Annotated in this window: 24 protein-coding genes and 2 pseudogenes; 16 read left to right on the top strand and 10 right to left on the bottom strand. The window is 62.8% G+C overall.

Annotated elements, in window-relative coordinates:
* Nucleotides 1-113: 113 nt before the first annotated feature.
* The 5 genes and pseudogenes from GL284_RS19950 to GL284_RS19930 form a co-directional block, all read left to right on the top strand.
* Nucleotides 114-401, top strand: a pseudogene (locus tag GL284_RS19950) (DUF6915 family protein); the annotation flags it as partial.
* A gap of 284 nt (nucleotides 402-685) precedes the next feature.
* Nucleotides 686-1,123, top strand: a complete 438-nt coding sequence (locus GL284_RS19945; protein ID WP_155046207.1) for a hypothetical protein — start codon at nucleotides 686-688, stop codon at nucleotides 1,121-1,123.
* Nucleotides 1,120-1,977 carry a DUF7007 domain-containing protein gene (locus GL284_RS19940; protein WP_155046206.1) on the top strand — a complete coding sequence of 286 codons (858 nt, stop codon included), beginning with the start codon at nucleotides 1,120-1,122 and terminating at the stop codon, nucleotides 1,975-1,977. Before GL284_RS19945 ends, GL284_RS19940 begins: the two co-directional genes overlap by 4 nt.
* A 127-nt stretch (nucleotides 1,978-2,104) precedes the next feature.
* Complete coding sequence (locus GL284_RS19935) at nucleotides 2,105-2,668, top strand: hypothetical protein (protein ID WP_155046205.1); 564 nt, start codon at nucleotides 2,105-2,107, stop codon at nucleotides 2,666-2,668.
* Complete coding sequence (locus tag GL284_RS19930) at nucleotides 2,668-3,309, top strand: antitoxin of toxin-antitoxin stability system (protein WP_155046204.1); 642 nt, start codon at nucleotides 2,668-2,670, stop codon at nucleotides 3,307-3,309. The genes GL284_RS19935 and GL284_RS19930 overlap by 1 nt, the downstream gene beginning before the upstream one ends.
* A 33-nt stretch (nucleotides 3,310-3,342) precedes the next feature.
* On the opposite strand, the gene GL284_RS19925 is transcribed toward GL284_RS19930, so the two are convergent.
* Nucleotides 3,343-3,633 carry a hypothetical protein gene (locus tag GL284_RS19925; protein WP_155046211.1) on the bottom strand — a complete coding sequence of 97 codons (291 nt, stop codon included), beginning with the start codon at nucleotides 3,631-3,633 and terminating at the stop codon, nucleotides 3,343-3,345.
* A 165-nt stretch (nucleotides 3,634-3,798) separates the two neighbouring features.
* Here GL284_RS19925 and GL284_RS19920 point away from each other — a divergent pair, with 165 nt between their 5' ends.
* A complete protein-coding gene (locus tag GL284_RS19920; RefSeq protein ID WP_155046203.1) occupies nucleotides 3,799-4,209 on the top strand; it encodes an antirestriction protein in 411 nt (136 codons plus the stop codon).
* Between the two features lie 801 nt (nucleotides 4,210-5,010).
* Nucleotides 5,011-5,334, top strand: coding sequence for a DUF736 domain-containing protein (locus GL284_RS19915; protein ID WP_155046202.1), 324 nt, complete (start codon nucleotides 5,011-5,013; stop codon nucleotides 5,332-5,334).
* 646 nt (nucleotides 5,335-5,980) lie between these two features.
* Here GL284_RS19915 and GL284_RS19910 read toward each other — a convergent pair.
* Complete coding sequence (locus GL284_RS19910; protein ID WP_155046201.1) at nucleotides 5,981-8,344, bottom strand: heavy metal translocating P-type ATPase; 2,364 nt, start codon at nucleotides 8,342-8,344, stop codon at nucleotides 5,981-5,983.
* Nucleotides 8,345-8,444: 100 nt separating this feature from the next.
* Between GL284_RS19910 and GL284_RS19905 the strand changes: the two genes are divergently transcribed.
* From GL284_RS19905 to GL284_RS19885, 5 genes are all read left to right on the top strand, one after another.
* Nucleotides 8,445-8,726: a metal-sensitive transcriptional regulator gene (locus GL284_RS19905; protein WP_101459771.1), complete on the top strand. Its 282-nt coding sequence runs from the start codon at nucleotides 8,445-8,447 to the stop codon at nucleotides 8,724-8,726.
* Nucleotides 8,726-9,049 (top strand): hypothetical protein, encoded by a 324-nt coding sequence (locus GL284_RS19900; protein WP_010400327.1) that lies wholly within the window; start codon nucleotides 8,726-8,728, stop codon nucleotides 9,047-9,049. The genes GL284_RS19905 and GL284_RS19900 overlap by 1 nt, the downstream gene beginning before the upstream one ends.
* Nucleotides 9,050-9,142: 93 nt before the next feature.
* The gene (locus tag GL284_RS19895) at nucleotides 9,143-9,622 is read left to right on the top strand and encodes a DUF411 domain-containing protein (protein WP_010400328.1); all 480 of its coding nucleotides are present in this window, start codon (nucleotides 9,143-9,145) and stop codon (nucleotides 9,620-9,622) included.
* Between the two features lie 3 nt (nucleotides 9,623-9,625).
* Nucleotides 9,626-10,081 (top strand): c-type cytochrome, encoded by a 456-nt coding sequence (locus GL284_RS19890; RefSeq protein WP_010400329.1) that lies wholly within the window; start codon nucleotides 9,626-9,628, stop codon nucleotides 10,079-10,081.
* A 38-nt stretch (nucleotides 10,082-10,119) separates the two neighbouring features.
* Nucleotides 10,120-10,392 (top strand): hypothetical protein, encoded by a 273-nt coding sequence (locus tag GL284_RS19885; protein ID WP_010400330.1) that lies wholly within the window; start codon nucleotides 10,120-10,122, stop codon nucleotides 10,390-10,392.
* Between the two features lie 27 nt (nucleotides 10,393-10,419).
* On the opposite strand, the gene GL284_RS19880 is transcribed toward GL284_RS19885, so the two are convergent.
* The 4 genes from GL284_RS19880 to GL284_RS19865 form a co-directional block, all read right to left on the bottom strand.
* Nucleotides 10,420-11,070 (bottom strand): L,D-transpeptidase, encoded by a 651-nt coding sequence (locus GL284_RS19880; RefSeq protein WP_155046200.1) that lies wholly within the window; start codon nucleotides 11,068-11,070, stop codon nucleotides 10,420-10,422.
* An 81-nt stretch (nucleotides 11,071-11,151) separates the two neighbouring features.
* Nucleotides 11,152-11,604, bottom strand: a complete 453-nt coding sequence (locus tag GL284_RS19875; protein WP_010400332.1) for a DUF305 domain-containing protein — start codon at nucleotides 11,602-11,604, stop codon at nucleotides 11,152-11,154.
* Between the two features lie 93 nt (nucleotides 11,605-11,697).
* Nucleotides 11,698-12,297, bottom strand: coding sequence for a DsbA family protein (locus GL284_RS19870; RefSeq protein WP_230383201.1), 600 nt, complete (start codon nucleotides 12,295-12,297; stop codon nucleotides 11,698-11,700).
* Between the two features lie 28 nt (nucleotides 12,298-12,325).
* Nucleotides 12,326-13,822, bottom strand: coding sequence for a multicopper oxidase family protein (locus tag GL284_RS19865; RefSeq protein ID WP_119746645.1), 1,497 nt, complete (start codon nucleotides 13,820-13,822; stop codon nucleotides 12,326-12,328).
* A gap of 594 nt (nucleotides 13,823-14,416) precedes the next feature.
* On the opposite strand from GL284_RS19865, the pseudogene GL284_RS19860 reads away from it, so the two are divergent.
* Nucleotides 14,417-14,930, top strand: a pseudogene (locus GL284_RS19860) (Arm DNA-binding domain-containing protein); the annotation flags it as partial.
* A gap of 340 nt (nucleotides 14,931-15,270) precedes the next feature.
* Here GL284_RS19860 and GL284_RS19855 read toward each other — a convergent pair.
* A complete protein-coding gene (locus GL284_RS19855) occupies nucleotides 15,271-15,459 on the bottom strand; it encodes a multicopper oxidase domain-containing protein (protein WP_036743567.1) in 189 nt (62 codons plus the stop codon).
* Entirely contained in the window at nucleotides 15,456-15,800 is a 345-nt protein-coding gene (locus GL284_RS19850) for an ArsR/SmtB family transcription factor (RefSeq protein ID WP_036743566.1), read from the bottom strand. The genes GL284_RS19855 and GL284_RS19850 overlap by 4 nt, the downstream gene beginning before the upstream one ends.
* Before the next feature lie 56 nt (nucleotides 15,801-15,856).
* Between GL284_RS19850 and GL284_RS19845 the strand changes: the two genes are divergently transcribed.
* Genes GL284_RS19845 through GL284_RS19835 form a run of 3 tightly spaced genes read left to right on the top strand, consistent with a single transcriptional unit; the run spans nucleotide 15,857 to nucleotide 18,459 of the window.
* Nucleotides 15,857-16,711: a cation efflux transmembrane domain-containing protein gene (locus GL284_RS19845; protein WP_036743565.1), complete on the top strand. Its 855-nt coding sequence runs from the start codon at nucleotides 15,857-15,859 to the stop codon at nucleotides 16,709-16,711.
* On the top strand, nucleotides 16,663-17,208 hold the full coding sequence (lspA, locus tag GL284_RS19840) for a signal peptidase II (protein ID WP_425274264.1): 546 nt from the start codon (nucleotides 16,663-16,665) through the stop codon (nucleotides 17,206-17,208). Before GL284_RS19845 ends, lspA begins: the two co-directional genes overlap by 49 nt.
* Before the next feature lie 3 nt (nucleotides 17,209-17,211).
* Nucleotides 17,212-18,459 (top strand): cytochrome P450, encoded by a 1,248-nt coding sequence (locus GL284_RS19835; protein WP_155046199.1) that lies wholly within the window; start codon nucleotides 17,212-17,214, stop codon nucleotides 18,457-18,459.
* Here the strand turns inward: GL284_RS19835 and GL284_RS19830 are convergent.
* Together GL284_RS19830 and GL284_RS19825 are read right to left on the bottom strand one after the other, a co-directional pair.
* On the bottom strand, nucleotides 18,443-19,102 hold the full coding sequence (locus GL284_RS19830; protein WP_196216821.1) for a cation diffusion facilitator family transporter: 660 nt from the start codon (nucleotides 19,100-19,102) through the stop codon (nucleotides 18,443-18,445). The two genes, GL284_RS19835 and GL284_RS19830, sit on opposite strands and share 17 nt — an antisense overlap.
* Before the next feature lie 112 nt (nucleotides 19,103-19,214).
* On the bottom strand, nucleotides 19,215-19,781 hold the full coding sequence (locus tag GL284_RS19825) for a class I SAM-dependent methyltransferase (RefSeq protein WP_230383522.1): 567 nt from the start codon (nucleotides 19,779-19,781) through the stop codon (nucleotides 19,215-19,217).
* Nucleotides 19,782-19,987 lie beyond the last annotated feature (206 nt).

The raw sequence follows: 19,987 nt of genomic DNA, 5'->3' as shown, positions 1-19,987 counted from the left end.
TCTGTCACAAGAATGGTCGCGCCACTGTCGGCGCTTCTCAGTTTGAACATCTGCGCCTCGGCGATTTTGCGGGTTATGACAGCCAGCATAGGGCAAAACGCCACCGTCGGCATGCTGTCCATATAATTGATGCCTCGAAACTGATCCTTGCTGACTTCCGGCACCGAGCTTTGCGCCACCATGCCGAAGGTATCTTCCTGCTGGAAACCGTGTTCGGCAAGACGCTGACTCTTTCCTCCGGCAGGGTGATCCCGACCCGTTGGGTGGGCGAGCAGCATGTTCGCGAGGATCTCGGCCATATCCCGAGCTTCGCCGACTGGGCACGCGCGATCCGGCCGGAACCCTGGATGGGCCGCACCCAAAAGATCGAGACCGAAGTGGAGCCGTTGCCAGCTGCGCCGGACCCGGCACCTGATCCATTTTATCCCCTTCTCGGCCTTGTCCCCGATGCCGCAGCGTTCACAGTTCTGCGCGCCGCGGCCCGCGCCTTCGATCCCACCATCCGCAAGGATCCCGGTCTCAGGCTCGCCCGGCGGCGGTTTTACCGCCAGATGCTTGCCGCCCATGAGGCTGCAGTGCCGCACGGTTCTCCCACATCCTCGGGCAGCTGACCCTTTCCTTCAGTCCAATCCCGATCAGACCCGGCCTCGCGCCTGGGTTTTTCATTTCTGACAAGGAGCCTATCATGGCTGACTACTTCACCCACTTTTCCTGCCTGCTCGATGCGGGTTCGTCTGAGAATGCCGCCAAGGCGATGGCGCTGTTCCACCCCCTGCGCGCCGAAGAGGCGGAGGCCGATGAGCCTGCGTTCAACGGCTTCGATCTTGTCCAGCAAGACGGCCCGAGCGGCGCGCAGCTTTGGATCCATGATGATGATCAGGGCGATGTCGAGGGCGTCATAAACTTCGTGCTGCGCCTTGCCGAAGACCTGAATCTCACCGGCCTCTGGGGCTTCGATTTCGCTCACACCTGTTCCCGCCCCAGGGTCGAGGCTTTCGGTGGCGGGGCGCATGTCATCGATCTCGGGGCCCGCAAGAGCATTGGCTGGATCAGTACACATGAATGGCTGAACGCCGCGCTGAATGGCGAGGACATCGACGCCGTGGAGGCGGTCGCAGGATGAACACCACGGTCCCGATCACCCCCGCTTCTCCCTCCTGGCATCTGCCCGTTATCGAATTTGGGCGCAGCGCCGACGGCCTGCTGGTCGCCCGTGTCGGCGACACCGCCTTCGCCATGGTGCCGACACGGCAGGGGCGGCATTTCCTGGCGACGGGCTGGCGACTTACTCGCCCGCTGGACACATGGAAGGGTGGGGACTTCTACGGCCATTCCGGCGATGTGGCGGATGAGGCCGCGTTTCGGGCGCTGGTCGGGGAGAGTGCCGAGCACCAACGTGAGCGCGTGGCACTCGGGCGCCGTGAGATCGCCTCTCGGGCCAATACGCCGTGGGGTCCATCGCAGGGCGCGACGATCTATGGAGAAGGCGTCCTCTGCCATTCCACCGCCGGGCATGGCGGGTTTCAGCTTGCGCCAGAGCAGAATGCCCGCGTGCATCCGCTGCTGCGTTCCTCCTCCGGGTTCTACGAGGAGGACGCTGAATGGGCGGCGGTCGCGCAGGCGCTGCCGGAACTGTTCACAGCCTATGAACGCCGCCTGGCTGATGAGACGCTGCGCAATCACTGGCCTGAAGCCTGGGAGGCCATACATGGTCGCGCCCTCCAGGCCGGCGAATCCCGGGAACGGGATCGCCAGACCTTCGAGCGCCAGCATGCACGGGACTGGATCGTGATCGCGGCGGTCAGTTCGGATCGCTTTCCCGGCTTTGTGGAAACGGTCGCGACACCGGGCGGGAAGCGCGGACCGGGCATCGAGCGCTATGGCTTCCTCATCCCTTCGGCCGAATATGAACCCGGTTTGTTCGGGTTCGTGGTCGATCCCGCGCGGCATCAACGTCTGACTGATGGCGATGGTTGACCAGCCATGCCGACAACCTCGGCCGCGCGCGTCTGCTGCGCGGCAGGGAGGGAGAGCTGGGACGGGGTAAAGCGACGGGTCATGAGGTGGGAGAGAGGCTTCCGCTGCCCGTCGTGGAGACACCGCGATGACCTATACTGGTTCAACTGAAGGGTTTCGATCCGCCGGGCGGGTGCTGATCAGCCAGGCCCTTGCGCAGCTTCAATTGGCGCAGCGCTATCCTCTGACCGTCAGCTGTTCCGGGGAGGCGCGCTATCTCGATTCCGAGCTCGAGCAGTGGGCGCTTGAGCGCAGCGTGTCCCTCGGCACCTATGAAAGCCTCGCGGCGGCGATGATGCTGGTGACAACGCGCCTTGCACGCGGCGACATTACCTGTGGCGATGATCCCGCGCTCCACTTCACGCCGCAGCTGATTGCGGTGGTTGATGCCGAACATGGCCTAGTGCTCGCTGGCGAAGTCTCAAACCGGCACGTGACCTGGTGCCAGCCCGTCGCCAGCGATACTGAAGCGCGGGCGGTGGTCACCCTGGCCTGCCGCCAGCGGGCTGAAGCGCAGCATCTCGCCGATTTGGGCAGACATGCCGAAGCCAGTGGTTTGCGCAGGCAGGCTGCCGCGACCGAAGGACGCCTGGTCGATCCGTTCTGGCGCGATGCTGCACAGCTCGCGCTTCTGCAGCGGAGGGCAGCGTGATGCCTTCGATCATCGAGATCACGGTCTATCACTTTGACGAGCTGCCGGAGGCCGGGAAAGACAATGCCCGGGCCTGGTATCGTGAGGGCGCCTTTGATCACGACTGGTATGGTGCCGTCTATGAGGATTTCCAGCGCATCGCGGAAATTCTCGGGATTCGTCTCCGGACCCGGGCATCCCGGCTGATGGGCGGCGGGACCAGCGAAAGCCCCTGCATCTGGTTCACCGGGTTCTGGTCGCAAGGGGATGGGGCGGCGTGGGAGGGCAGCTATTCCTTCAGCAAGGGCGCTTGCTCTGCCATTCGCTCCTACGCGCCAAGGGATGAAGAGTTGCATCGGATTGCCGATGCGCTCCTGGCGATCCAGCGCCGCAATTTCTATCAGCTGCAGGCGGAAGTCCGGCATCGGGGCAATTACTATCATGCTTTCACCATGGACATCTCCGTCACCCGTGAAAGCCCGGTCGGCCAAGACCTGACCGAAGGCGCGGAGAGCGCTGTCATTGACCTGCTGCGCGATCTTGCCCGCTGGCTCTACCGACAGCTCGAACAGGAATACGACTATCTGTCTTCCGATGCCGCGGTCGATGAGGCCTTGCTCGCCAATGGCTACACGTTCACGGAAAGTGGGCGGAGAGCCTGATCAACCGGATTCCGGCCGAGCCGCGATCCAGGCTCAGCGATTGCTGTCGATCCACCGGGACAGCAGCTGCCGGTCGCGGAAGCATTCATCCGGGATGGCCCGCCGCCGAAGCCGCGCGAGCCGTTCGGCAAAGGCAACCTGTTTCGAGGTGGGTTGGCCATCGTCCAGAGGTTTCAGCCGCGACTGCGCCTCGATCCAGGTGCTGAGACTGCGGCGATCCAGTTGGACCTCCCAGGGCAAGAGGGTCTTATTCCGGAGCGCGAGCGAGCGGGCATAGGCGATCTGGCGCGGTGTCACCGCCAGGGCATCAGGGACAGCTACCATCATAGATCTCCCTTGCTGGGTTGAGTTCCAATATAGAACATATAAGGAACATAATCAACCGGCGCCGGGGAGAGGCAGAGCGGGGGAGGGAGTTCTGTGAGCCGAGCGGCAGGAAAGAGAGCGCCGCCGGGCTCGAGGTTTTCCCATTCCAAGGAGTCTGATCCCATGAGCACGATGACGTCTGTTGCCCGGGTGGCCGAACAGCGCCGCCCTACCTTTTTACCCGAGCTGTTCGGGCCGACCCGAATGCTTGTCGCCGAGAACATGGTCTATGCCATGATGGATAGTCTCTGCCCGCTAGACTACGGCGGTGGCCACTGGGACTTTTATGAACGAGGCGGGCGGCCGCTCTTCATGGCCCCGACCTCGAAAGCGCGCTACCGCATGGCCTGTAGCGGCAACGGCTGGCAGGGCGCGGTCTCGGCCGAGGCGGCGGGAATCATCGCAACACTGTTCGCATTCTCGCACCTCTCATTCCACCACGCAGCTGACCAGTTGGTCGAGGGCTATGTGCGGCTTTATGAATTTGCTGGCGATCATCCTGAGGCTGCGGAGATTTTCCAGGCCATCGATTGAGCGCCTTCCCTGTCATGCTTGCATGAGTCGTCTGTACCCTTCGACGTTTGTGTCGGAGGGTATTTCTCTTTGGCTGGCACCTGTCGCGGTCGCACTCACGGCTTCTGCTGCGTTCGAGGTGCCGTCGGTCCTGTCATGCGGTTGGCTCTGATCGCTTGCTCCAAATTGGCATCTGGCCAGCTCGGCCTTTCGATCCTGGCCATCGGCTGGCGGTTTTGCCCCGGGTGCTGCTGATCCTGCAGAGATCAGTCTTTCCCTCATTCCGGCGTCTTTGATCGTGGGGTTCTGGAGATCGGTGGCACGCTTTGATCGCGCTTCCAACGCTGTCTCTCCTCCCGGTCGAGTGTTCGTGCGGCACATTCCGATCCGGTGGCCCGGCCAGCATCCGATCTGGTGCAGCGCCTTGTCGCCCGTGGCCCGCAGGTCGGGGAAGGGCGCGCACTGGCCTGCTTGCAGCCCGGGTGATCACCGCCGGTGGTTGCCTGTCGGGTCTTCCTGCTGGTTCCTTCAGGATCGCCGCTGTCTCCTGTCTCTCCAGGCGTGACGGGACCGCTCGCATGCGTCCTCTGTGATGGGCTGATCTGGCCGAAGACCAGCGCGCGGGCGCGCTTCGACGTCTCGGCGCAACAGCGTCGTTGAACTTTCTTCCCCTGGGCTACGCCCATTCCTCGCGGGTCAAGAAAGCCCTGCCTGTGCTGTCGAGGTCCCGGGCGGGACTGCGCCGGCCGTCGTCCCCGGCCTGTCGATCGCCATCGAGGCCGCACTGGAGCGGGCCCGAACACGAGAGAATGGAGACAGACAATGGCGACCATCGGCACCTTCAAGAAGACCGGCAACGAATACACCGGCGAAATCGTTACCCTGAGCGTTCAGGCCAAGGGCGTGCGCATCGTCCCCGACCTGCGGGCCACGGGCGAGAACGCGCCCTCGCACCGGATCCTGGTGGGCCGCGCAGAGATCGGTGCCGCCTGGTCGAAGCGCTCGAACGAGGGCCGGGACTATCTGGGCCTGAAGCTGGACGATCCGAGCTTCTCACACCCGATCTACGCCAACCTCTTCGATGACGAGGACCGCGAGGGCTCGAGCCTGATCTGGTCACGCCCAAACAGCCGCCGGGGGGAGTAATCCCCCCAACGACAAGGCCCTGGTCGAAAGACCGGGGCCTTTACAATTTCTCGCCTTGGTAGGCTGCTTTGCGGACCTTGCTGCCATTCGCTGCAGCTGCAGTATCGCAGTCTTGGTCAGCGTTCGAATGGCACCGAGGGGCGGAGAGCCGACTTGCGGCAGTGCGGCGCAGCATTGGCAACAATCTGTAAATAAGCCGACATTCAGGGGCAAGATCACGAGAGACCGGCACGAGCTACTGGTCGGGCGGGATTTGAACCTACGACCTTCAGGATATGAGCAGATCAGAGGCGAAATTCGGGAACCCCGTAATTTCAGAATGTTACGCGACAATCGATTGATTTATTGCGATTTCCACGTCGACGCTCAACTGCAGTGAGCGACATCCGACGGAACAACCTGCACGAAAACTGCAGCCAAGGATTGAGGTGGCGTTGAGGTAGATGATTTTTCCAGCATCGTAAGTCCGCCAACAAAAGTGCGGCCCATGCGTTGCCAGCAAGAGAGGGCTCGCTGAGAAGAAAACTCACATTGACAACGGTCGTCATTAATTTCGTCGCCCAGATGGAAAGCCGCGTCATCTGTTTTGGACTACCCTGATCGGGCTGAAACCGAAACTTCAAACCCACACGCCGCTTCCTCAACCCTATAGCTTCACCCGTTTCAGCCGCAGCGCATTGGCGATGACCGAGACCGAGGACAGCGACATCGCCGCCGCCGCGATCATCGGCGATAGCAGCAGGCCAAAGACCGGATAGAGCAGCCCTGCCGCCACCGGGATCCCGGCTGCGTTATAGATGAAAGCAAAGAACAGGTTCTGTCGGATATTGCGCATGGTGGCCACGGCGAGCTTGCGGGCGCGGACAATGCCGGTCAGGTCGCCGCCCAGCAGGGTCAGCCCGGCGCTTTCGACCGCCACATCGGCGCCCGTGCCCATGGCGATGCCCACATCCGCCGCCGCCAGCGCCGGCGCGTCATTCACCCCGTCGCCGGCCATGGCGACCTTGCGGCCATTGGCGCGCAGCCCGTCGACCAGATCCTTCTTGCCCTCGGGCAGCATCCCGGCGCGGACTTCGTCGATGCCCAGTCTTGATGCCACGGCCTGCGCCGTGCGTTCATTGTCGCCGGTTGCCATGATCACCTTGATGCCCAGATCGTGCAGGTCATGGATCGCCGCCTCGGCGGTGGACTTGATCGGGTCGGCCACGGCGACCAGCCCCGCCAGCCTGCCATCCAGCGCCACGAACATGGCGGTCTTGCCATCGCCGCGCAGGCGGTCCGCAGTCTCCTCGCCGGTGTCGCAGTCGATACCAAGCGAGGTCATCATGGCGTTGTTGCCAAGCGCCACATCGCGGCCATCGACCTTGCCGATCACACCCTTGCCGGTGACGGCCTCGAACTCCTCGCCATTGCCAAGGCTGAGCCCACGCGCCTTGGCGCCCGCGACGATCGCCTCGGCCAGCGGGTGTTCGGATGCGCGTTCCAGTGCGGCGGCTGCGGCCAGCAACTCATCCTCGGCCACGTCGCCGAAGCTGGTCACATCGGTCAGCGCGGGCTTGCCTTCGGTCAGCGTGCCGGTCTTGTCGACGATCAGCGTGTCCACATCGGCCATCAGTTCCAGTGCCTCAGCATTCTTGACCAGTACGCCGGCCTGCGCGCCGCGCCCCGCTGCCGTGGTGATGGAAATCGGCGTCGCCAGCCCAAGCGCACAGGGACAAGCGATGATCAGCACCGAAACCGCCGAGGCAATGGCGAAGACATAGGACGGGCTGGGGCCAAAGATCAGCCAGACGACAAAGGCCAGAATGGCGATCACCACCACCGCAGGCACGAAGATCGCCGAAACCCGGTCGGCCAGCCCCTGAATAGGCGCTTTGGAGCGTCGCGCGCCGGCGACCATCTGGACGATCTGCGACAGCACCGTATCGGCGCCGACATCGGTGGCGCGGATCGCCAGCGTGCCGTTCTTATTAATCGTGCCGCCGGTCACGCGGTCGCCCTGCACCTTCTCGACCGGCACCGGCTCGCCCGTGATCATGCTTTCATCGACGGAAGAACGGCCCTCGACCACCTCGCTATCGACCGGCACGCTGTCGCCCGGCCGCACGCGCAAGAGATCGCCTGCCGTGATGTTTTCCAGCGGCGCGTCATATTCCGTGCCATCGGGCAGGATGCGCCGAGCGGTCTTGGGCGCGAGATCCATCAGCGCCCGGATAGCATCGCCGGTGCGCTCCCGCGCCCGCAGTTCCAGCACCTGCCCGACAAAGACCAGGGCGACGATCACAACCGCAGCCTCGTAATAGGTGCCGACGATGCCGCCCATTCGGTATTCCTCGGGAAAGATGCCCGGCAGGAAGGTGGCGAAGAGCGAATAGAGATAGGCCGCGCCGACACCCAGCGAGATCAGCGTCCACATGTTCGGTGAGCGGTTTTTGAAGGAATCCAACCCGCGCTGAAAGAAGGGCCGCGCCGCCCAGAGCACGATGGGCGTGGCCAGCAGGAACTCCAGCCAGACGGCGGTGCGGTGCCCGATCCAGTCACGGACCGGAATGCCCACCATCTCGCCCATCGTCAGGATCAACAACGGCACCGCAGCGGCCACGCTGACCCAGAGCCGCCGGGTGAAATCAGTCAGTTCATGGCTGGTTTCATCCGAGGGAATCATCGGCTCCAAAGCCATGCCGCAGATCGGGCAGGCGCCGGGTTCGTCGCGGACGATTTCGGGATGCATCGGGCAGGTCCATTGCGTGCCTGCCGGGGCGGATTTTTCGACCTTGGCCGCCGCGCCCGAGGCGTAGAACCACGGATCGCCGTCGAACTTCGACTGGCAACCGTCCGAGCAGAAATAGAAGGTCTGTCCCTCATAGTCGCGGTGCCGGGCCTCGGGCTTGATCGTCACCTGCATGCCGCAAACCGGGTCGATGGCCTTGCCGGGATCAGCCTGTGCCGGTGCACCACCGTGTGTCCCGTGATCGTGATGCCCACGCGAATGATCGTGATTGTGGTCCATGACTCTCTCCCGGCAAATACCTATAGGGGGTATATCAGACTTGCTCTATACCCCTTGAGGGTATAGCACAAGCCTCAGATGTTGAAGTTCGGAGCCCTCCTTGGCGCATGACAAGCAGAACCGAGACGCGATCCTGAAGCGGCTTTCCCGCCTGAACGGTCAGGTGCAGGGCGTCTCGCGCATGGTCGAGGATGGGCGCTATTGCGTCGACATCCTGAACCAGACCGCCGCCATCCGGTCTGCCCTGCGCGGCGTCGAACGCTTGCTGATCGAGGATCACGCGCGAAGCTGCATGGAAGACGCGATCCAATCCGGCGATCAGGACCGTCAGCGGGTGATGTTCCGCGAGGTCGTCGAACTGATGGAAAAGGTACGCGACTGATGCGGTTCCTGCTATCGGCACTGCTTGCCGTCATGCTGGCGGTGACGATGCCACTGGCCCTGACCGGCGCCGCCTCGGCGGAAGCATCGTCGATGGCCTCGATGGCCGAAACATCCGCGTCGCCAGTCGCGCATGAATGCTGCACCACGCAGCCGGATTCTCCACATGGCGACTGTGCGGCCTGTGCCGCCATCGGCAATGCCGAAATCACGCCCAACGCGGCCCGCTTGCCACGCCGAATCCGACACTTTCCCCCGCTGCAAGATATGAAATCGGCCAGGCCGCGCTTGCCGCTGCCCCCTCCGCGATCCGCTGCTCTCTGACGCCACATGGCCCGAGGGGCCACAAGCCGATCAACTGCGCCATGACAGGGATGAATGACCCTACGGCGCGCAATATCCTGAAAGACATCAGATATGAGCAATCATCACTTCTCGCGTCGCGGGGCGATCCTTGCGGTCGCGGCGATACTGTCGACAGCCTCTACCCTTGCCTTTGCCGCCATCGGTTCGGACGAAAAGCCGAACCTGCTGAGTGTCACCAAGGACCCCGGCTGCGGCTGCTGCGGCGCCTGGGCCGATCTGGCCATCGAGGCGGGGTTCGAGGTCGAGATCACTGAGGCCAGCGACTATGTCGGTATGAAGCGCGACGCCGCTGTGCCCGAAAACCTGTGGTCCTGCCACACGACCCGGATCAGCGGCTATATCGTCGAGGGCCATGTGCCCTTCGCGGCCATAAGGCAGCTTCTGGAACAGCGCCCCGACATTACCGGGATCGCCGTGCCGGGGATGCCCGCCGACTCGCCGGGCATGGGTGGCGGGGTCGAGGCCACCGCCGAGGTCATCGCCTGGGGCGGCATTGCCGGTGACGGTCGCGCCTTTCCGCTGGACGGGTAGCAGATGACGCGCAACGCACTCATCCTCATCGCAGCGGTCGGTCTGGCCGCTGCGATCCTGATCCTCTGGCGCGGCAGCGGGGCCACCGGAACAGCCGCGCAGGATCAGGCCGTGATCGCGCTTGGCCAGCGGCTCTACGTCGATAACTGCGCCAGTTGCCACGGCGCCGATCTGGAAGGCCAGCCGGACTGGCAGACCCCGCTCGCAAGTGGCCGCTATCCGGCGCCCCCGCATGACGAGACCGGTCACACATGGCATCACGCCGACGCGCTTCTGGTACAGATCATTCGCGACGGCACGGCCGCCGTGGTCGGCGATGGGTATAAAAGTGACATGCCCGGCTTCGGCGATGTCATGAGTGACGACCAAATCGCCGCCGTTCTGGCCTATATCAAATCTACCTGGCCTGAACGGGAACGGGCAATCCAGAGCCGCATCACCAAGGACAGCGCGCCGTAACACCCCGGCGCGACACCACCATAGCCAAGGAGTTTCCCATGAAGAAAAGAACCGCCGCCATCGCCCTGACGCTGCTCGTCCTTGCCGGATGCGCGGCCCAGGCGCCCGATATCGCTGCCGAAGCGGCCTCGCCGTATCCCATTCCGAACGAGGTCGTCGCCATCGCCGGCCCCAACCAGGACCTGACAACGGCGCGGCTGGACCCGGCGGATGATTGCTATTGGTATTATCATGTCGGGCCGGTCGAAACGACGCTGGTGCCGCTGCGGGCGGCCAACGGCAACCATATCTGCAACGCGCGTACGTCCTGACGCCCGGCCTCGCCAGAGGGCGACCGTTCAGCTGATGGCCGTCACGCTGCCCTCCGGCGAATAGAGATAGGCGGTCGCGCCGATCTGGACGCGTGGATAGAGTCCGTTGATATGGGCCATGACCATGCGGACGCAGCCGGAACTGGCGCGGCTGCCGATCGAGGTCGGAAACGGCGTGCCGTGAATGCGCAGATAGGTGTCGCGCTCGCCGAGATAGAGATAAAGCGCCCGTGACCCGAGCGCATTCCGGGGACCGGGCTCAATGCCGTTTTCATACTGCGCATAGACCTCGGGTTCGCGCTCGATCATGTTCCTTGTCGGGGTCCAGTGCGGCCATTCGGCCTTGCGCTTTATTGTATAGGTCCCCGGCTCGTAAAGATCGCCCCGGCCGATGGCCACGCCGTAACGCATCGCCGTGCCGCCCTCTTCGATGTGGTAGAGGTATCGGGCCACGGCATCGACATGGATATCGCCCGGCACCAGACCGTCATTCGCGACAATCCGCTGCGGCAGGAAACGCTGGTGCAGGCCCCAAGGATTGGGGCCGCCGGCTTCCACCTCGGCATCCCAGGCGGCCTTCTGCGCCGCGTCGGGCCAGGTCGAGGCCATAAGCGGGCTGGCGGCGGAGGCCGCGAACAGCGCCGTCGTCGTTCGGATGAAATGTCTGCGTGTCAGCATGTGATTGCTCCTCGTAATGGTTGTACCTTCAGATGAATGCGGCAAGCGCAGCGGGATCCGCGATTGCCGAACCGTATCGCATCAGCGCCCATCGACCTCGGGCGTCGCCGCTGGCCCGCCTTCCAGATCGGCGATCAGCGCCTTCATCTCCGCGATTTCCAGCGTCTGGGCCTCGATGATGCTGTCCGCCAGCGCCCGCACGCGAGGATCCGAGATATCCGCGCGGGTGGATGTCAGGATCGCAATCGAGTGATGCGGAATCATCGCCTTCATCCAGGCGGTATCATCGACCGTTGCCTGACTGCGAACCAGAAACAGGCCGAGGGCAAAGGCCAGAATTGAAAGGCCTGCGACGGTCATATTGGCGCGCTGGTTGCGATACATCCCAAGCATGAAGGCCAGCATGATCAGCGCCATGGCGCCGCCCATGTAAAGCGCCATCCACATCCGGGTCTGGCTGAAAAAGACATGATCCATCGCCCAGGTGTTCAGATACATCAGCCCGAACATGATCACCGTCGAGGTAGCGATCATCGCCGCAAAACGGCCATAGCTTCCGCCGCTCTGGCTTCCGTGGCTATTGTGTCGATCAGAATTATCCATAGCGTTGTCCTTTCGTGAAATGCTTCAATTGCCACGCGAGGCCGCAACCAGTTCGGCCAGTTCCGTTGATGAAATGGCGCCAAAGCGCGAATCCGATCCGGCGATGAAGGTGGGTGTGCCGACAAGCCCCATCGCCTCGGCCAGCGCATTGGACTGCTGGATATGTTGGGCAATCTCCGGGCCGCCCATATCGCGCTGCAACTGCTGAGTGTCTAAACCCATGGATCGCGCAACACGCAGGACGCTGGCCCTTTCGGCCCGGGGTTTCTGACTCATCAAGGCGCGATGAAAGTCGGCGTAGCGGCCCTGCTTGCGCGACGCCAGCGCCGCGCGGGCCGCGAAAACCGAACCCTCGCCAAAGACCGGCCATTCCCGCATCACCATCCGCAAGCCGGGATCGGCTCCTAACACGGCATCCACCACTGGCATCATCGCACGGCAGAACTGGCAGTTATAGTCGAAGAACTCGATCAGAGTCGCATCGCCGTCAGGATTGCCGAAGATCGGCGCATTCGCGTCATGTTCAAGCTGTCTGCGGAATTCGGGTGGAAGCGAATGACCAGCCCAAGATAGGCGCGGTGCGATGGCCATCGCCGGGGCGGTAAGGGCCAGGGTCAGGATCATGCGTCGCTGAAACATCATGTCACTCCCGTCACGCCGAGACCGCGAACGTCGTCATCATGCCGCTGGCAAGATGCGGCATGTGGTGACAATGCAGCATCCATTCCGCCGCCTCGCCCGCATCCAGCGCCACCGTGACCATCGACATGGGCGGCACATAGACCGTGTCGCGCAATGCACCGGAAAACCGTCTGCCATTGATCGCGACAACTTGGAAATGATGGCCATGCAGATGCATGGGATGGCCCATCATCGACATGTTGTGGAACATGATCTCGACCCGCTGGCCTGTTTTGGCCGTAACCGGAATCCGATCCTCGAACACGCGGTCGTTGATGGTCCAGCGATAGGGCTGCATCTGCCCGCCCAGCATCACCATGGGTGATGCATCGGCAACTCGTTCCGTCAGCGGAGCAACGGCCCGCAAGGCGGCTTCCTGTGCAAGGTCGATATCGAATGCAGGTGCGGCCTCGTCTGCCATTCCAAGCATGACCGGCACCTTGGCGCCAGCGGTCGCAAGGATAAGGCCGGTGCGCTCCTGCGCGCCTTCGCGCAGAGCAAGGATCGGCCATGCGCCGCCTCCGGTGGGCAGGTCAAGCTCGATATCCAGGCGCTGCCCCATGGCCAGACCAAAGCGCGTTCCTGGCAAGGGCTGCACCGGCTGGCCATCCACCGCAACAAGCCGACCCGGAACCTCGCCGCTGTCGAGCCAGAATACCGTGGCCGCAGCCCCGTTGATGACCCGCAGCAGGACCCGGCCACCCTTTTCTACCCGCACAACTTCCGGGTCGCTCAAGGTGCGGTCATTCACCAGATAGGCATCGAAATCGAAGTCGTTCAGGTCCATCTGCATCCCGGCCATACCGGGCATGGACATGCCGCCCATTTCCGACATCCCATCCATGGCCATACCGCCCCCCATGTCATGACCGGCATGGGGATCGGCTGGTTGTGACAATTCGGCTTCGGCGGCCTCGTCATGCCCCTTTCCCGAGCGGATTTCGTCCAGCACCTCTTCCGGCGGGCGGAAGGAAAAATCATGCAGGAACATGGTGACCTCTTGCCGATCAGCTCGCAGATCCTCGGGGCGGCGGACGATCAGGGGTGCGGCCAGCAACTGCATCTCCTGAATGGGCACATGGCTGTGCATCCAGTGCGCGCCTGCTGCGGCCTCAAAATCATAGGCACGCGTCTCTCCTGGCTGCAGCAGCGGCATCGGCATATCGGGAACGCCGTCCTGCGCGTTCGGCGGGATCTGTCCATGCCAATGAATGATCGTCGGCTCGGTCAGATCATTGTTCAGGTCCAGCAGGAAACGCTGGGCGGGGTCTAGAATCAGCCCGGGCGTTCCGTTGCCGTTAATCAGCCCGAAAACCGTGGCGGCGCGGCCATCGATGTCAAGCGTGCGCGTCGTTGCCTGCAATGCCAGCGCGGCTGGCTGCGCAAAGCCCGCGCGCGGGGTGGCAAAAGCTGCGGCCATGGCAGCGGATGCGGTCAGAAAGCCGCGGCGATTCAGTGTGCAAGTCATATGAATAATCCATCAGACCCCGTAGGGCGAACCATGTTCGGCACCTTGAAAGGTGCGGCAAGCAAGTGTTCAGATGGATTTCGGAGGGCGGTATCCGGGGCCGACCAGACGGCCCTCACGTGTCACCGCTATAGAGTGCCATTTCAGCGAATGCTCGGTCTCAACAGGCGCAAATTGCGCGGCAGCAAGCCAAGGCGTAGGTGTGCCAACACATACAATCGCACAGGCATCGGTCATATCGTGCCGAGAGGTTTCCCCCGAAGAGCCGTGCTCATGCCCGCCTTTGTCGCCGGGATTGCTGATCGAAGCGACAAAGTGATCGGCCGACAGTCCGGCTGTGCCAGCACTTTGCCCATGCTGCGTCACGCCCGCGAACACGAGCAGGACCACAAGCAGAGAACATATCGCGCGGCATATCATGTGGTTGAGTTGGAACCTATGCAACTAGCTTGACAATAAGCAGGACAGGCTCTCGTTGCAATTCACGGAGTAATCAACAGAGGGTGTAGTTTTTTCCCTTCTGAGCCATTGACCGGCAGCCCTCCCCCGGGGTTCTGCCACCTTCCGCCTCCCCGCCGGTCTGAGTGGCGATATATGACTTGCCCTGCGCGCGAGGCTGAGTCTCAAGTGGGATGCAAGAAGGAGACGCTGGGTACGGTGAAACGATTGAGGTTGAACGAGAAATCAGTAAGTAAGGCGGCACGGGAACCGGGTCGGGACTACCAGATTTTTGACAGTGAGGTTCGGGGATTTGTCACCTGCATCTACCGCTCGGGCAACCGGGCCTTCACGCTGGACTACCGCTATGCCGGGCGGCGGCGGCGGATGACGCTGGGGCGTTGGCCGGAATGGTCGACGGCGGCGGCGCGGGAGCCGGCCAAGGAGTTGCGCCGCGACATAGATGCTGTGGGCGATCCGCTGGGCGTGAAGGAAGACGGGAGGGACGCGCCCGCAAGCTCAAGGGATCGAAACCAACGCCGGTGTGCGCCAACCGGGTCGGCGAGGTGCTCCGAAAGATGTTCACCTATGCGCATAGCTGGGCTGGCGTGAGGACAATCCGGCATCGGGCTTCCGCCGCCGGATCGAGAACCCGCGCGAACGGTGGCTGCCACTGGGGGATCAACAATCGTGGTCGGAAGTAAGTGGTTGCCGCCTGCCGTCAATGGGCCAACGTAAAATGCTGCGCCAAGCATGCAATGGCAGGTCTGGTGATTGCTGCAATGCAGCGACGAACCGAGCGCAGAAGGCCGCTCTGGGCCGTTTTTGACGAATGCTGCCGAGCGACTGGACGGCCGCTTCGGCGGACCCGCAGCTTAGCGAGGTGTTCTCCGTTCGGGTCTAGACATACTCCGTAATGCGTTTCAACAAGGCGACACCGGCACCTGATAGAGCGCCGCAAGAAGACGTAAGCTCTTGACGACGCCCGGTGTCGAGCGGGTGGGGTCCTGTTATGTGACCGTAAACTGCCCCATCATGCCCGCATCCTCGTGTTCGAGGATGTGGCAGTGATACATGAATGGTGTCTCTTCCGAAGCCAGCTTGTCGAACCTCAGCAGGATTTCGGTCGGACCCTGCACACGGACGACATCTTTCCAACCGATCTGCGCCGAGTCGACCGGCCGTCCGTTCTGACTCACGCCTCACGATAATTGTCACACGCCTCAACACCCTCTGCGACCACGTCGAGAAGTGCGTCCACATCGTTCAGAAGGACCGTGATGCGCGGGCTGCTGATACGGTAGCGGATGAAACGCCCATGGCGATCGCTGGCGACAAGCCCGCACTCCAGCAGGCACCTCAGATGGTTGGAGACGTTGGGTTGCGATAGTTTCGTCCGCTCGACGAGCTCGTGAACGGCCAATGGCTCGTTACAAAGTGCACCGAGGATGGCCAGGCGGCTCGGGTCCGCGAAGCCGCGAAACAGCTTCGCCCGTCGCTCGATGGTTGCGCTCTTGCGGTCATCGACGAATTGCGCCATATCACTCCTCGCTGATATGTTGTTCTTTGATTCATCCTAGCAGGAATAGCGCGACCATGGCCAACACCGAAAGTGCCGGATTGACGGCAGATGCCCCGCCCGTCCGTTACCGGGTTTCCGGTATGGACTGCGCCAAGGATGCCGCACAGATCGAGCGGGCGGCACAGTCGGCCGGAGTCGCGCCCGGCGATGTGAAGGTGTCGGCCGCAACTCACATCATGACACTGAATGCCCCCGAAGCGCGCCTGCCGGACATCGAAAAGGCAGTCGCGGTGACAGGCTATGGCTTCGACCGGATCGATGGCGATGAAGACATTCCGCCGAATCCTGCCCATCAGGACCCGGCCTACCGCCGCGCCCTCTGGATCGTCGTGATCCTGAACGTGGGATACGGGGTCCTCGAAATGATCGGCGGTTTCATTTCCGGATCGCAGGCCGTGAAGGCCGATGCGCTCGATTTCATCGGCGATGGCGCGATCACCTTCCTCGGCCTGCTGGCCATCGGCTGGAGCCTCGCTTGGCGGGCACGGTCGGCTCTGATCCAAGGCATCTTCCTCGGGCTCCTCGGTCTTGGCGTCCTCGGCACGACCATCGTCCGGGTCTTCGAACAGACGACGCCGGATGCAGGTCTCATGGGCCTGCTTGGCATGATCGCCCTTGTCGTCAACGCCATCTCCGTTCTGCCACTGCTGCGGTTCCGCAAGGGCGACGCGAACATGCGGGCCGTCTGGCTCTTCTCGCGCAACGACGCCATCGGTAATGCGGCGGTCGTCGTTGCCGCCGGTCTTGTGGCGTGGCTGGGCAGCGCATGGCCAGACCTCATCGTCGCTTTCGGTATCGCCGGGCTGTTCCTGCACTCGTCATGGGCGATCATCCGCGACGCGCGGGCCGATCTGAAGGCGCCGGCATGAATAGCCGCTTTCTGGGCGGGCTTTGCGCGATCGCAGCCTTTGGTCTCGATCAGGGCACCAAGGCGCTTGCCCTGAACACACCGGCGCTTGAGCGCGGAGTCGAGGTTCTGCCCTTTCTCAATCTCGTGCGGGTTCTGAACGATGGCGTCAGCTTCGGTATGTTGGGCGGGATCGTGCCATGGTGGGGTCTCATCGCGCTTGCTGGCGTGATCGTGGCATGGCTGCTGATCTGGTTGTGGCGCGCGCCGGACAGGCTGACGGCTGCCGCTCTCGGTCTGATCATCGGCGGCGCGCTCGGCAATGTCCTCGACCGGCTGCGTTATCAGGCCGTCCCGGATTTTCTGGATTTCCATTACGGAACATACCACTGGCCGTCCTTCAATCTTGCGGATGTGGCGATTTTCTGCGGTGCAGTCCTGCTGTTCTGGGACAGCTTCCGCTCGGCGCAGAACAAGCCCGAACGTAACCACCGAGAAGAAAACGTTACGGGGAAATAATCGATGTCCAGCATTCCATCCGCAAAGGGCATCGACAGCACGCTTGCCCTGCTGCGCAACCCATATGGGTTCATTCCGGACACATGCCGCGATCTTGAGGGCGACCTGTTCGAGACCCGCATCCTCTTTCAAAAGACGATCTGCATGACTGGTGCCGCAGCTGCGGAGGTCTTCTATTCCGAGGATGGGCTCGTGCGCGCAGGCTCGATGCCGAAGCGTATCCAGAGAACCCTGCTCGGCGAAAAGGGCATCCAGGGGCTCGATGGCGAGGCCCACCGTCATCGGAAGCGGATGTTTATGTCACTCATGGCGTCGGAGCGGATCGAAGCTCTCGAAAACACGACGCGGGACCTGTTGGACCGCTACGCACGGGACTGGCAAGCGGCGGAGAAGGTCGTTCTCTACGACGAAGTGCGCGAAATCCTCACCAGAGCTGCCTGCGCCTGGTCGGGCGTGCCGCTTCCCGAAGCGGAGGTCGAGACGCGGACGGCGCAGATGACGGCGCTCTTCCAAGACGCCGGGGCGGTCGGCTGGAAGCACTGGGGTGCGCGTCTGGCGCGGCATCGCGCAGAGCGTTGGATAGCCGGGATTATTGAACGGGTGCGCGACGGAAGCCTTCAGACAGGACAGGAAAGCGCCGCCCATGTCGTCGCGACGTGGCGCGATCTGAATGGGGAGCTGCTGACCTCCAAGGTTGCCGCCGTGGAGCTTCTGAACGTAGTACGCCCGATCGTCGCCGTCTCTGCGTTCATCGCCCAGGCGGCGCATGCCCTGCATCGGCATCCCGAGTGGCGGCAAAAGCTGAAGGACGACGAGGGACAGCTCGAACCTTTCGTGCAAGAGGTCCGCCGTCTGTATCCGTTCTTTCCCGCGGTCGCGGCACGGGTGAAGAGCGATTTCGAGTGGCGCGGATATCGCTTTTCCAAAGGGTACAGGGTTCTGCTCGACCTCTACGGCACAAATACCGACGCTCGCTCGTGGGACGCGCCGCAAGAGTTCCGGCCCGAGCGGTTTCACGATCGGGAGGCCACCCCCTACGACTTCATTCCGCAGGGCGGTGGTGATCACCACAGGAACCACCGTTGTCCGGGCGAGTGGATCGCGATCAGCCAGATGAAGGCGTTTTGCAGTTTCTTCGTGAACGCCATCGACTACGAAGTGCCAGATCAGGATCTGGATCTGGAAACCGAAGAACTGCCGCCCATGCCTAAATCCCGGTTCATCATGCGCAACGTCAGGCGTCGGCAGTAGCGTCGGCCTCCTCCGGATCGACCGACCGCGCATCCTTGGTGGCCTCAAACGCTTCCCACGCAACGTAGGGCACGATCAGAAGCGCCGCGACCGGGTCGGCCCACCACCAGCCCATCCATTGCGTCAGACCGATCCCGGCCAACACCACGATTGTCTGATACTGGCAGATCATGGTGTCCTTGGCATCGTACTTCAGGGCGGGCGCATCGAGCCGTTTGCCATAGCGATACTTGCCCCAGGCGAGGAACGGGTTGACCACGAGCGAAGCACCCAGAATCGCGATACCCCACCAGTTGAAGCCCGGCGCCTTCTGCGAAATGAAGGCGGAGACCGCCTCGTAGAGGATCGCCGCGACGACGATCCAGAAGGCACAGGCAACCACGTAGAGCGCGACCTTCTTGCGGTGCAGGACCGTGCGCTTGCCGGCACCGTCCTTCTCCCCCTTCAAGCGCCAGATCAGCGTCGCGGCTGAGGTGGCTTCGACCGTGCTGTCGAGACCCCAGCTTACCAGTGCCGCGCTGCCGGTCAGAAGTCCCACGGTGACGGATACGACGACCTCGATGATGTTGTAGACGAGGCTGGCGATCTCGACGCGGATGCCGCGCGTCAGATTGGCCTGCCGGTTATCTTGCTGACTACTCATGATACCTCATAATGCGGAGCCTGCAGCCAAAGTTCGAGGCGAGAATTGATTGCCTTGCCATTAGTGTTGCGCCACGAATCGAAAGCCGATGTTGTTCTTTTTCCAAGCTTCCTTAGTAGAGGCGAGCTTGCCCCTCATACATGAAAACCAAGGGCTTCGGACCTGTCGCGTAGCCGGTGTCGAGCCGCTCCATTCGGAAGCCGCTTGTCTCGATCAAGCCGGCCGTTGGACGGTCAAGGTGACAGTTCCCGGCGCAGTGTTTCCAGACGGGCGTGAGCCAGCGCTGCCAGCGCCGGACACCGGGCTCCGGCGCCAAACCATGCTCGACGAAGCGGAAGATGCCGTCCGGCTTGAGAACGCGCCGGATCTCGGCGAGCGCCTTCTCCGGCTCCGACACGCTGCAGAGCGCCCAGGTGGCGACGACGCAGTCGACGCTGCGATCCTCCAGCGGCAATGCTTCGGCCACGCCCTCGATCATCTCGGCCGCGGGCATCAGGCCATGGGAGGTTTGCGCGGCCCGAGAGAGGAGTTCGGGCGACGGGTCAACACCGATGATCTGACGCACGGCCTCGGGGTAGAGCGCAAGGTTCAGGCCCGAGCCGATCCCGATCTCCAGCACACGTCCATGCAGCCCGGAGACGGCGCGGCGCCGGTAGGGAAGAAGTTGATCCTGGCCCATCGCCAGATGCGTCAGCCGAGGGAGGATATGTTTCTCGTACAGTCGCATCTGTTCACCCGATCCGCGCAAGGACAGGGAATGGACCTGTCGCGGTTTGGTGCCGCTCCTTTGATCACGTAATGTGCAGCAAAGGAGATGAACCATGGGCACAGGCAGGACGGATGAATTTCGCAGGGATGCGGTGCGTATCGCGCTGACCAGCGGGC

It is taken from the genome of Paracoccus shanxieyensis (genome assembly GCF_009711265.1).
GTDB classification, from domain to species: domain Bacteria; phylum Pseudomonadota; class Alphaproteobacteria; order Rhodobacterales; family Rhodobacteraceae; genus Paracoccus; species Paracoccus shanxieyensis.
This window is presented reverse-complemented; position numbering and strand designations above follow the sequence as displayed.